13 protein-coding genes are annotated in these 13,211 nt (G+C 31.4%); 5 read left to right on the top strand and 8 right to left on the bottom strand.

Translation table 11 applies throughout. The features are described 5' to 3' along the window. Positions 1-69 precede the first annotated feature (69 nt). Positions 70-495: a MaoC family dehydratase gene (locus tag SH09_RS10275; RefSeq protein WP_042739558.1), complete on the top strand. Its 426-nt coding sequence runs from the start codon at positions 70-72 to the stop codon at positions 493-495. Between the two features lie 315 nt (positions 496-810). After that, on the top strand, positions 811-1,788 hold the full coding sequence (locus SH09_RS10270) for an alpha/beta hydrolase (RefSeq protein ID WP_042739557.1): 978 nt from the start codon (positions 811-813) through the stop codon (positions 1,786-1,788). 101 nt (positions 1,789-1,889) lie between these two features. Here SH09_RS10270 and SH09_RS10265 read toward each other — a convergent pair whose 3' ends face one another. Together SH09_RS10265 and SH09_RS10260 are read right to left on the bottom strand one after the other, a co-directional pair. Further along, entirely contained in the window at positions 1,890-2,300 is a 411-nt protein-coding gene (locus tag SH09_RS10265; protein WP_042739556.1) for a MerR family transcriptional regulator, read from the bottom strand. Between the two features lie 261 nt (positions 2,301-2,561). Continuing rightward, complete coding sequence (locus SH09_RS10260; protein ID WP_042739555.1) at positions 2,562-3,386, bottom strand: LysR substrate-binding domain-containing protein; 825 nt, start codon at positions 3,384-3,386, stop codon at positions 2,562-2,564. A 124-nt stretch (positions 3,387-3,510) separates the two neighbouring features. Here SH09_RS10260 and SH09_RS10255 point away from each other — a divergent pair, with 124 nt between their 5' ends. After that, a complete protein-coding gene (locus SH09_RS10255) occupies positions 3,511-4,503 on the top strand; it encodes a YeiH family protein (protein WP_042739554.1) in 993 nt (330 codons plus the stop codon). A 96-nt stretch (positions 4,504-4,599) separates the two neighbouring features. Here SH09_RS10255 and SH09_RS10250 read toward each other — a convergent pair whose 3' ends face one another. The 3 genes from SH09_RS10250 to fadH all read right to left on the bottom strand — a co-directional run bounded on the left by SH09_RS10250 (position 4,600) and on the right by fadH (position 7,075). Then, the gene (locus SH09_RS10250; protein ID WP_042739553.1) at positions 4,600-5,289 is read right to left on the bottom strand and encodes a transglycosylase family protein; all 690 of its coding nucleotides are present in this window, start codon (positions 5,287-5,289) and stop codon (positions 4,600-4,602) included. A 369-nt stretch (positions 5,290-5,658) separates the two neighbouring features. Further along, entirely contained in the window at positions 5,659-6,165 is a 507-nt protein-coding gene (locus tag SH09_RS10245) for a YfiT family bacillithiol transferase (protein WP_042739552.1), read from the bottom strand. A gap of 145 nt (positions 6,166-6,310) precedes the next feature. After that, positions 6,311-7,075, bottom strand: a complete 765-nt coding sequence (gene fadH, locus SH09_RS10240) for a 2,4-dienoyl-CoA reductase (RefSeq protein WP_042739551.1) — start codon at positions 7,073-7,075, stop codon at positions 6,311-6,313. A gap of 255 nt (positions 7,076-7,330) precedes the next feature. Here fadH and SH09_RS10235 point away from each other — a divergent pair, with 255 nt between their 5' ends. Both SH09_RS10235 and SH09_RS10230 read left to right on the top strand, forming a co-directional pair. Then, positions 7,331-9,376, top strand: a complete 2,046-nt coding sequence (locus tag SH09_RS10235) for a Mur ligase family protein (protein WP_042739550.1) — start codon at positions 7,331-7,333, stop codon at positions 9,374-9,376. Positions 9,377-9,388: 12 nt separating this feature from the next. Further along, positions 9,389-10,339: a glycosyltransferase family 2 protein gene (locus SH09_RS10230; RefSeq protein ID WP_042739549.1), complete on the top strand. Its 951-nt coding sequence runs from the start codon at positions 9,389-9,391 to the stop codon at positions 10,337-10,339. Positions 10,340-10,559: 220 nt separating this feature from the next. Here SH09_RS10230 and SH09_RS10225 read toward each other — a convergent pair whose 3' ends face one another. From SH09_RS10225 to SH09_RS10215, 3 genes are all read right to left on the bottom strand, one after another. Next, positions 10,560-10,808 carry a hypothetical protein gene (locus tag SH09_RS10225; protein WP_042739548.1) on the bottom strand — a complete coding sequence of 83 codons (249 nt, stop codon included), beginning with the start codon at positions 10,806-10,808 and terminating at the stop codon, positions 10,560-10,562. A 34-nt stretch (positions 10,809-10,842) separates the two neighbouring features. After that, complete coding sequence (locus tag SH09_RS10220) at positions 10,843-12,471, bottom strand: poly(glycerol-phosphate) alpha-glucosyltransferase (RefSeq protein WP_042739547.1); 1,629 nt, start codon at positions 12,469-12,471, stop codon at positions 10,843-10,845. A gap of 155 nt (positions 12,472-12,626) precedes the next feature. Then, positions 12,627-13,211, bottom strand: a 585-nt coding sequence (locus SH09_RS10215) for an LPXTG cell wall anchor domain-containing protein (RefSeq protein WP_042739546.1), incomplete at its 5' end; no start/stop codon positions are given.

Below are 13,211 nucleotides of genomic sequence, written 5' to 3'. Positions count from 1 at the left end.
TTCATTTTAAGTGTATAACTATAGATAGTACGTTAGGTTACAGAAATATATTAGAAAGAGAGTATACATATGAAATTCGATGATTTTTCAATTGGTGATACCTTTAATACTAAAATTTATCAACTTAGTGAAGAAGAAATTATAAAATTTGCACATGAATTTGATCCACAATATATGCATATTGATAAAAACAAAGCATCTGAGGGACGATTTAATGGAATTATCGCATCGGGTATGCATACGATGTCCTTATCCTTTAAATTATGGGTAGAAACTGGTAAATATGGCGAAGAGGTAGTAGCTGGGACACAGATGAATCATGTTAAATTCTCCAAGCCAGTATATCCGAATGATACTTTACGCGTCGTTGCTGAAGTTACACACAAACATTCTATAAAGAAAGAAAACGGTCTGTTAACCGTACTGTTAACTACATTTAATCAACATGATATAATCGTTTTTAAAGCTGAATTAACAGCACTTGTAAGTAATTAATATTTCACTCAATAAATTATAGACTTAGCCATGTAAAATAATGTATGGTTAGGTCTTTTATTTACTTTCAAACTTATTTCTGGATAATACTACATTTCATTACAATCCACTGATACATTTTTATAATTAAACTATCATTGATTATTTGTTATAAACAGCGTTTATAATTCGTTTGCCAATGCCTTTTAAGCATATCTGCAATTACAATATAAGCATTTAACATATCAATTCTCTTCCCTTATTATTACAAGTATAAATTGTAGGATATTCAATAACTCTATTTACATGGACATTTAAGAAAGGATGTTTATAGATATGAAAAATGAAAATACAGAATTAACACAGGATTGGGATAAAATTTTTCCAAAAAGTACGAAAGTAAATCATACAAAAGTTACATTTATAAATCGATTTGGTATTACGATTGTTGCCGATTTATATGAACCGCAGCATATAACTGGGGAGAAATTACCAGCGCTTGCAGTTAGTGGTCCATTTGGTGCTGTAAAAGAACAAGCTTCAGGTCTATATGCACAAACTATGGCTGAAAGAGGATTTCTTTCTATAGCTTTCGATCCCTCTTACACTGGAGAAAGCACTGGTTCGCCACGCAATGTAGCTTCTCCAGATATCAATACTGAAGATTTCCAAGCTGCTGTAGATTTCTTATCCGTTCACGATAAAGTCGATCCAAACAGAATTGGTATTATCGGCATTTGTGGTTGGGGCGGTATGGCATTGAGTGCTGCTGCTATTGATACACGTATTAAAGCTACTGTCACTTCAACTATGTATGATATGACACGTGTAAATGCAAATGGTTACTTTGATGAGGAAGATAGTGCAGCACAACGAGACAAGAAACGTCATTCTTTAAATCAACAACGTATCACTGATTTTGTTAATAGTTCATATGCCGTAGATGGTGGTGTTGTAGATCTTTTACCAAATGATGCACCAGAATTTGTAAGTGGCTATCATGATTATTATAAGACAGATCGTGGTTACCATTCTCGTTCACTAAACTCTAATAATGGTTGGAACATTACCATGCCTTTATCATTCTTAAATTCTCACTTACTAGACTATAGTAATGAAATTAATAGTGCTGTTTTGTTAGTTCACGGTGATAATGCTCACTCAAGATATTTCAGTGAAACTGCATATAGTAACTTAACAGGTGACAACAAATCATTGATGATTGTTCCTGATGCCGTTCACACCGATTTATATGATAATTTAGATAAAATACCATTTAACAGTATAGAATCATTCCTCAATAAATATTTATAAATATAAGAAAAGGTAGATGCCACAAATTAATGTAGCGTCTACCTTTTTTGTATATGAATGCTAAAGTATTGTCAATTCTATTATAAACTACTTATATGTTATTATCGTCCATTCACTTTATTTATGTTCTTGTTATTATTTTTAGATGTTTTAATAAAACGAACATTTTCATTATCATACATAGCTATTTTTGTATTTAATAATGTTAAAGTTTCTTGCATTTCTTCTATATTTTCCAATAAAATTTCTCTTTCTTTATATAATATATCTCTCCGTGTATCCTTTGTTTCCTCACCTTGATGATATAATTCAATATACTTAGATAATGCATCTATTGATAATCCGGACTGTCTCATACATTTTGCTAATTTAACCCAATTTAAATCATCTTGGCTATAATTCCGAATACCATTAGCATTGCGTCTAATTTTAGGTATAATTCCAATTTTTTCGTAATAACGTAACGTATCAACACTAATATTCATTCTTTTACTAACTTCTGATATCATCATATTTTTATTACCTCTTTATTCATGTAACCTAAAGATTTCATCAATCTTACCATCTATACATGCTTCAAATTATAAATTGTTTTTATTTATCGTTATCATACTCCTTAGAGTACACTCCAAGTCAATCATTATGACTTTTGATTCCTAATGAATTTATACAAGATAACAACTAGTTATTATCTCTATATTAGGAACTAATAATCTCTTTATTTCAAACTTTTATACGTAACTTTTAAAATCATTTATGATATTTCATAGATACTAACCATGCTGTAAATTATCAATTAAAATTTCTAAATTCATGTCGATATATTTATTTTTATGAGTTAACAAATAAAAATAACGTTCTATATTGAGCGGTGTTATATCTAATACTTGATAATCTGTAGGGGTTAACGTGGATTTTGAAACTATTGCAAAACCATTCCCCGCATGAACCATGTGCTTGATCAATGTCGTATTATTAATTTCTACTAAATATGGTTTTAATCCCAACTCAGACAAACCAATTTCTTGGTACACTCTTGTACCTGAACCTCTTTCTCTAATAAAGCATGTATTACGATTTGATGGTTTAGATTGATTACGTATAAGTACCATTTCATCCTTGGCAATACGAGTACTATTTATCATATGATCTTGAATCTCTTTTTCTACTATACCCAAATCAATTGTATTATTTTTTATATTTTCAATCATCGTTTCAGAATTATCTAGCCTTACATGTATATGTAAATCAGGATATTGTGAAGCTAAATCTGTTAAATGCTGCGACAGCTTATATTCACCATAGGTATAACTACTACCAACAGTTAATTCTCCTGCCACTTTATTCGGTTGGTCCTTTAAATCATGCCAAAGTTCCGCTTCCAGTTGTTCACGATTTAATGCATATCGAAAAATTTTTCTACCATCATTAGTCAGATTCATCTTACTATGATTAAACTCAAATATTTTTATATCATATCTTTTTTCTAAACGTTTGATATCTCTACTAATTGATGGTTGTGAAGTATATAAATTTTCTGCTGCTTTAGTGAAACTCTGTGCTTTCACTACTTCTGTTAAAACTTTATATGGATCCATAGTCTCACCTCTATCGCTATATTCCAGATATATTATAACAGTTTTGTTATAACCAACATACATAATATATATTTAACGTTATAGATATATGGTGCTAGACTTTTTATTAAGGAGGCGCATTCAAATGAAATCTATTAACAATAAATCATTTTATTTAGGACTACTATTCACATTGATTATCACAGTTATTAGTTTATTGTGTGCTCAGTTACCATTACTGAATAATGTTGGTGCTTTATCAATTGCCATTTTAATCGCTATCGCCTATCGACATTTTAAAGGTTATCCAGAAACATACCGTTCTGGCATTACCTTTTCTTCCAAACGATTATTAAAATTAGCGATTATTTTATATGGTTTAAAGCTAAATATAAATGACATAATTGGCAACGGCAGTCATTTATTAATCATAGATTGTGGTGTGATTATATTTAGTATTGTATTCATTCTATTAATTAATCGCCTTATCAAAGGTGACCGGAGTCTTACTTTACTTTTAGGTATTGGAACTGGAATATGTGGTGCAGCAGCAATCGCAGCAGTTGCACCAATTCTTAAATCCAAAGAAGAAGACACTGCAATCAGCATTGGTATTATAGCCTTAATTGGTACTGTTTTTTCATTAGGTTACACCTTAATATATTCTCTATTTTCAATATCCCCACAAATCTATGGTGCGTGGTCTGGTGTAAGTCTACATGAAATTGCACATGTGATTTTAGCAGCTGATTTTTCTGGTGAAACTGCTTTAAAAATAGGTTTATTAGGAAAATTAGGCCGCGTATTCTTACTAGTTCCTGTGAGTATTATCTTGATTATTATAATGAAAGTGAAAGATAAATCTACTAATCATGCTCAGCGTATTGACACACCGTATTTTTTAATCGGTTTTATACTAATGGCAATCATAAACACCTATATAAATATACCAACTGAAATCATGAACGTTGTTAACTTTCTAACTACTATTTGTTTACTTATGGCAATGGTAGCATTAGGCCTTAATGTTTCTTTAAAAGATTTAAGACACCGGGCATTCAAACCTTTGATTGCTATCATTATTACATCTATTTGTTTATCAGTATTTACATTTTTACTTGTTAACATTATTTATTAAACGCACTATCCCTTCCCTCTTAAATCACAATTTCCAAAAAATTCCCCTTGACTCTAATTGAGTTCAAGGGGATTTATATTAAAATATTTTATATTATTATGCAGTTACCCATTGTGAAGCACCAGCTGTGTTATATAATTTAACTGCTGCTGCATCTTGTACTGATTCAGGTGCTTCTGTTGGAGATACACCTTGATATTGTGCAGGTGCTACTGAATCCCAAGTACTTTGTAAGAATTGATACTTACCTGCTGCACCTGTTGATGGGTTAACAGCTTTTAAGTCTCCACCTGATTCACGTTGAGCAATTTGTTGTAAATGAGAATTTACGTTTACTGATGAACCAGTTGATTCTTCACTACTTGAATTATTTGTTGATTGTTGTTGTGTAGTTGTTTCTTGTTGAGTTGATGATTGTTGTGTAGTTGCTTCTTGTTGTGGTTGTTGAGTTTGTTCAGTTTGTGGAGCTGCTTCTTGTTGCGGTTGTTGAGTTTGTGCTGCTTGATCTGATGTATTTGAGCTATCTCCTGAACCTGCACCGTAACTCCATGTAAAGTTTTCACCGTCTGATTTAAAGTTATAGTTTACACCGTCTTGCGTAAAGTTATAGTTATATGAACCTTCTTGAATTGGAGATTCATTTAATTGTTGTGGATTTGATTGAGCTAATTGTGCTAATTCTGCTTTATTAATTCCTTGTTCAGCAGCGTCCGCTGAGTTTCCTGCTGCTACTCCTGTTACTCCAAGACCTACTGCTAATGTTGATGCGATTAATGTTTTTTTCATTTTCAAAAATTCCTCCTATAAGGTAATTAGTTATTTGATTAATTTGCTAGTTACACTCTAACATCTATAAAAGGGTCGTAGGTTACAGTGAGGTGAAAAAAACAGGCACAAGTTTACATCCTAATTACATAAAATTTCCTCAACTACACAGCAAATAAAGTTCAAAATACTTTCATGCCAACTCTAATTGCTTACATTCCAGGGTAGTGCATTGTAATATTTGTGTAATATGTAAATAAAATATCCTTCTTTTACTTTTTTAAAAAACTAATATGAAGGTACGGAATTTTCAATAGAAATAATATTCCACTATATAAAAATGAATAATTAAAAATACCATCTCTTTTTAGAAATGGTATCTTAATTTATCTATGATAATGCAATTTTGATATGTGCTAAATGATGAGATTGATGCCATGATAATTTCGCAATTGTTTCACCAACTGATATTGATCCCTCTCCAACTAATGAAAAAGTTCTATTAATTTGTTGTTCTTTTAATGTTCTACCAACTGCTACAATTCTTTTATTTAAACCATCTAATAACTGCACAGATATTTGAACCGGCAAGTCATTATCTTTAGTTTGTATCCATTCATCTTGATTAAATGGTACTACTTTAGGATTATCATCTGTTAATGCTAGCTTTAATCTATGATACATATTTAATTGTGAGTCAGCTATATGATGCACTAGTTCTCTTACATTCCAACTTCCTTCACGATACTTTTTCTGTAAAGCATCTTCATCTAAATCTATTACGGTTGCTAGTAAATCTTCTATATAATGTTCTATTTCATTTAACCATTCATCTATATGGCGTAATGTAATTTTATCTGGTAATTCTAATGCACCTATTGGAAATCTGACATCCATTATAAACACCCCTCACACTTATTCGCTGTTATTATTGTCTTCCCTACATACATAATTATATACATTTTATGTAACATAAAAAAAGCCATTTTCAATAAAAAGAAAATGGCTCCATTATAATTTTTTTATTTAATCATATTACTATTTAAAACGGATTTTTGTTTAACCATTGACCACCGTCCATTGTAATACACTCACCATTAATATAACTCGCATGTTCTGAGAATAAAAAGTATGCTAAATTGGCTATTTCATCTACTTGGCCCATTCGTCCAATTGGTACGCTTTCTAACGTTTGTTGTCTAGCATCTTCTGAAAGTGTTAGCCTTTTAGCACCACCTGTATTTTCTATTGGCCCTGGTGCAATTGCATTGACACAAATACCATATTTTGATCCCCATTCAACAGCTAATGTTCTCGTCATAGCTAATACACCTGCTTTTGCACTAGCAGAATGCACAACACCTGGTCCTGCACCCCATGCATATGTAGCTACCATGTTCAGTATTCTTCCAGGATAATTATTTTCTATCCATACTTTTCCCACGGCTTGTGTGCAATACCAAGTTCCATTTAATACTATATCTACTACTGAGTTCCATGCATTTTTAGATAAATCTTCTGCCGGACAAATAAAGTTTCCTGCTGCATTATTTACCAAACCATCTATTTGACCAAATTGTTTTAATGTTTTATCAACAGTATATTGAACACGTTCAGGATCTCTTACATCCATATCAATACATAATATTTGGCCATCAAATTTTTCTATTTCTAATTTAGTTTGCTCTAGCTTTTCAAGCGAACGTCCGGTAATAACTACTTTCGCTCCTTCTTCCGCAAATTTCTTCGCCATTGCTTTCCCCATACCACTGCTGCCACCTGTTACAATCATTACCTTATCTTCCATAAGATATTCCCCCATCTCTCATAAATCACGCCACTTAAGTAAACGCTTACAAAAATATGTGACTTACTACTATTTTGGTACTCACGTACCCTTTTTAAAGGTATTAAATCGTTTGAAAAATAAAAACATTTACTCATAATCAGGTAAAGAAATACATAAATAAATTGTGTACGTTTGTTTTAAATATTTTTTATACTTACTACAATGTTTTATTGTATAATCTAAGTAATATACAAATGGAGGTTCAATTATTCAATGTATGTAAAGGAAATCGCAGAAATAGTAAAAGGTAGATTGATGGATGCAGTTGGTCAAGAAAATCATATCATCAATGATTTTGAAACTATATATGGTTTTGTGAAAAGTAAAAATACAGCCTATTTTTCACCTAATAAAGTGACATGGGCTAAGGAATTAGGACGAAGCAAGAATGCCCCTGAAGGTAATGACTTAATCGATAAGTCTAATGGAAATATTGGATTAATTATTACTGAAAATTATGTAGAAGGCATGGAACATAACGTGCCACAATTAATTGTGGACGATTCTGTTAAAGCGCTCAAAACTTTAGCTATTCATATTCGAAATCAATTCCATAACCCAGTCATTGCAATAACTGGATCTATGGGCAAAAGTTCAACCAGAATGTTAATTAGTTCATTACTACAGGATTATCATGTATTAGAAAATCGAGGAAACAATAATATAAGAGCCGCAATTTACGCTAATATGTTAAAGCTAATTAAAAACCCAGATTATGCAGTTATTGAAACTTCTTTGAATGCAATTAATAATAAAGAAAATACTGCAATTTATTTACGACCAGATATTGCAATCGTAACGGGTATTGGAGCTGCTCATTTCTCTACTTTCCAATCGTTAGAACAAATTGCTGAATTAAAAGCGCGTATTTTCAAAGGATTAAATCACAACGGTATCGCTATTATTAATGGTGAAACAATGTTTGCAGATTATTTAAAGGATAAAGCATTAGAATCCACGCAAAATGTACTTACTTACCATAAAGAACATACTGCGGATTCAGATTTTTCTCCTGAATTCATTCAATACCATAAAGGGTACATTGAACTAGGATTAGATGAAATACAAGGTATAGAGAAATATAAATTGAACACGATCAGTGAGGGAATGGTTTCAAATGCATTAGCTGCCTTTTTAACACTTAAAGAATTACATTTACCTATTAATTCTGAATATGTAGAATCATTTAAGCCATTTTCAAAAATCTTAGCTATGAAACCAATCAAAACATTATCTCATAATGTCACACTAATTGATGATACTCACAATGCATCATTACCTGCCATGATTAATGCAATACATGCATTTAATAGTCAAACTCAATTTTTTACGGGCAATAAAATTATCGCCTTAGGTAAAATAAATGACTTGGGGCACAAATCTGCCGAAGTTCACGCAGAATTAGTAGATGTTTTAACTCATTCTAATGCAGATTACATACTTTGTTTAGATAATGACTTACGCCCAGTTGTAAACAAAATTCGAAATAAACATATCACATGGTATCCAAATAAAGACTTATTAATGAATGATTTAATGCATCTTTGTAATGAAGATTCACTTGCATTACTGAAATCTTCAAGTGGAGGTACTGAATTCCCAGAAATAGCTAAGGCATTGCCACAACGTTTAACGCATTTTGAACTTGCCGATAATTTTGGTGATATTTTTGAAGAAATGAGCCATCTTGGTCAGAGCTATATGATTATAGATAATAAAACTAACGACATCATAAGTTCACACAACGTGGAACAGTCGCAAACTATCGAAGGTATGGGACCATTATTATATTACTTCAAGGCCATGGACGATAAATTAGATAATGAGACGATTACAATGCAAGAATGGGTTACAAATAATGATAAACATTATACTGGCAAACAAACTGATTTGTTTACATTACTAGAAAGCATGACCTTATCACCACACCCTTCTGAAACATATGAACTGGTAGATTACTTATTTAAAAACTTTGCTAATCGTAAACGTTATACTGAAGCATTGATTTCAAAATTTGACCTTTCTAATTCTATCGCGATCAATTTAACCGGTAGATTCCGAGTGAAAGAACGTCAATGTTACTCTGTTTTAGATTTATTTAAATTATACAAGGCCTATAAATATGATTTGTTTAAATTTAACAATATGTTCATTCTTGGTTTAAATTATAAAAGTGGCTTTATTAGAGGTGCTGAACAAACAATTATCTTTACTTCATATACAGATTTAGAAGAACTAAAAGCAAAAATTAAATTTTAAGGAGGTTTAACAATGACTAGCACTATAGAAATTTCTATTATTATACCGTTGTATAATAGGGCAAATGGTATACAACGGTTGTTACATAATCTTTCTTTACAATCTTTTGATATGAATCGTGTTGAGGTTATCATTTCAGATGATAAATCTACAGATAATTCATTAGACGTTGCGAAAACCTTTGTTAATCAGATTCCTAATTTAATTATTCTAGAAAGCGATGTTAATTCTGGCGGCGCATCAGTTCCGAGAAATAAGGCCCTTGATATTGCTAAAGGTAAATGGATACTCTTCATTGACTCAGATGATTATATTACAGAGTATTCATTGGCCGATGCCATAGCCACAGCAAATAAATCTCAAGATGATATGGTTTGCTTACCATACTTTAGAGCTAAAAATAGTAACAGACCATTAAGTCGGTCGGCATTCTACTCTCCCTCTACAATAAGTAATCTTAAATTTGAAGATACAAAATTATATAATAGTTTGAACGTTATTGGTAAATTAATTAAACGCGATATTATAGAACAACATCGTATAAGATTTCCTGAAAACATTCGCGTTAGAGAAGATAATTGGTTCTTAATGCAGGTTTATAGTGTAGTTAATTCTATTTCTATATTAGGTTATGAAAAAAATTATTACTTTTATGAACAACAAGACGAAGTCGCATTAACAAATACAAAGACGCCTCCAAGAGATGCAGTCAAAATATATATTGCTGTTTATGATTTCGTAAAAAGTCGAACACAATTATCAAATGAACAAAAAATCAATTACTTAACAATATTTTTAAATCGCTATACAAATATGATAAAAAGAGGGAAACACGCACCCGTACGCTTTTTCAATCACACTAAACCAACACTATTAAAAGTGCTTAGAAATCAATATGTAGATGATAATACAATCGAGTTTATTGAAGACTTATTCTTAGGTAAATATGACATTGCTAATTAACAATACCATTTTCACATTACCAAATAACCTAAAGTCATATTACTTAAAAAATTATATCCGATTTCAAAAAAAGAGTTCATCCACAATATTTACGGATGAACTCTCTTTTTATTAATAAATCTTATAATTAAGGTATATTGCTTTATTCTAAAAAAAATTATTTTTATTACTTTCAGTCATAATAAGTATTAAACTTTAACAAATGCATAATACATTTTCATTAAAAAAGATGACCAATATATTTGTAAATATAAATTGCCGCAATCACAAGCGGAGCTATAAACATTAATGTCTTATACTTCTTTTTTTCTGGCTTTTCTTCTGCTTTGCCTTGCTTTCTATCCTCTAAATACTGGAGTAATTCTGCTTCAATCTCTTTGTCTATTGCGCTTTTTTCAGGCTCATTTGTTTCACTTTTTTCATGATTTGATTGTTTTAGCTCATCTGTATGTTTATTGTTTTCAGTCATACTATCATCCTCAAAATCGAATTATTACTTAATTTTAATTAGAAGGTTTAAATGCCTTTTGATATTGTACATAACCAGATACATAGTGCTCTATATCATCAATACGCACACGATATCCATGGTGTTTGATGAAGAAACTATTTAATATTCTAGCAGGATTTTTAAAGTACATGCCAATTTCTGGATAGAAGAAACCAGTTCTTTCATAATCAGCTCGAATGTGAATTGTTTTCATAAATTTTTCTTCATCTAGTAATTCTTCTACAATATGATTATACCCAGTTTCTTTTGCCTTTTTAACTAAATGGTATGTTGCCATAAGCATTTCCAAGAATGTAGGATATGTCGTCTCACGCTGTTGCATATAATCTAAATAACCACTTACGTTTTGTATACCAAAACGGTAATATTTCTCTGCAGGTTCAATTTGAACTAATTCATTTGTACAATAGCCTAACCAGTGATCATGATATTTCCAGTAGTCATTTGCGATAAAATGTTCAAATAATAATTTCACTGTTTCTAACCATTGTGGATTTTGGTCAATTTGATACAAACGTAATAATGCCAATGCTGCTTCCCCGTCATAGTATACAATACGGTTTGCTTCTTTAACTGTTAACTCAGGATAGTTTAATACGTGCACCGTTTCACCAGTATTTTGATTAATCATATTAAATATACCTTTTGCGACACTTTGTGCAGCACTTAAATATGATTTATTTCCCGGGTTAACTTTTAGATATTCACATATAGCAAAGATAAAGGCTGCATTTTGGCCTAATTTTATCTCATTCATATCATTAGTATCATCAAAAATATATCCTGCATTATCCTTCTCATATAGATAATGACGCATTAAATACTCTATTGCCTTTTCCGCTGTTTTAACATCCTTATTTAAATAAGTTAAACCTTCAATTAATGCATAAGTAGATGAAGAGTGACGTAAGTTATTGTAGAAATTTATATTTTTGTCAAAATGCGGGAAATAACCATAGATGTACTTACCATTTTCTTGCATCATACCATTTAAAAAATCTACGCTGCGATCAATCAATTTATCAATTTCTGTATGTAGATTATCAACTTTTCTTAAGCCCCTAGTTAGTCCTCTATCACCTAGTTCAAAAACGTCATTTTCATCTAGAATAAAGCCTTGAGTATAAAACTTTGTTATCTCTTTACCTTGATAAGAGTCTATTGTGAATGCTTTCTTTTGATTTGTATATTTTCTTAAATAATTGTTGATATTATCCTCTGACAAAATAAATTCACCTTTTACTTTTTTCGATGGACGAACAAAAGCATTAACATTAATTTCTTCCGGTAAAAATGTCAGATTCCAAAATTTATCGAGCGCAATACCATAATCAATATAATTTCTACGTCGCTCAATGAGATGATGAACGACTTGATCAAATAATATATTTTCAGTTTCAGTTACTAAATCTACTTTGACCCATTTTGCTTGTTCTCCAGATTTTTTATAGAATTTTTGACATTGTTTTAAGATATCTCGTTCTAAATACCTTGGATTTTTAAGCAACTTTACATTCGCTTTAATGTTTGGCTTTCCTAAACTTAAAAAAGCATATTGAAATGAGATTTGAGACTTCTCAATGTGATTTACAAGTTTTTTTATCCTACTTTCAATATTCATTTATTAACCTCCCACAATTAAATGTATAATCTATTTATGAATTAACCTTTTAAGTTTCAAACAATTTATTATGTATATAATATAACACAAATTTATTTGCTTATTTCAAAAAATAAGCCGGACCTTAAGGCCCGGCCTAACATTAATAATAATTATTATTTGTCTTCATTCTTTTTATTACGTCTTCTGAACAATAATAATGAACCAAGTGCTGCGAATAATGAACCGAAGATAGTACCGTTTTGGTTAGTCGTTTCACCTGTATCAGGTAAAGATTTGCTATCTTGTTTTCCATTATCTTGTTGATCATTATTTTGGCTATTGTCATTAGAAGTAGTATCGCTATTTGAATTATTATTAGAATTCATGTCTGTATTTGAACCACTATTTGCATCTACATCGCTACCTGTATTTGCATTTGATCCGTTGTCTGCGTCTGAATCTGCATCAGCATCCGCGTCTGAGTCACTATCTGCGTCTGAATCTGCATCAGCATCCGCGTCTGAGTCACTATCTGCGTCTGAATCTGCATCAGCATCCGCATCTGAGTCGCTATCTGCGTCTGAATCTGCATCCGCATCTGAGTCACTATCTGCGTCTGAATCTGCATCAGCATCCGCGTCTGAGTCACTATCTGCGTCTGAATCTGCATCAGCGTCCGCATCTGAGTCGCTATCTGCGTCTGAATCTGCATCAGCGTCCGCGTCTGAGTCACTATCTGCGTCTGAATCTGCATCCGC

The sequence above is a fragment of the Staphylococcus gallinarum genome (genome assembly GCF_000875895.1).
GTDB lineage: Bacteria > Bacillota > Bacilli > Staphylococcales > Staphylococcaceae > Staphylococcus > Staphylococcus gallinarum.
This window is presented reverse-complemented; position numbering and strand designations above follow the sequence as displayed.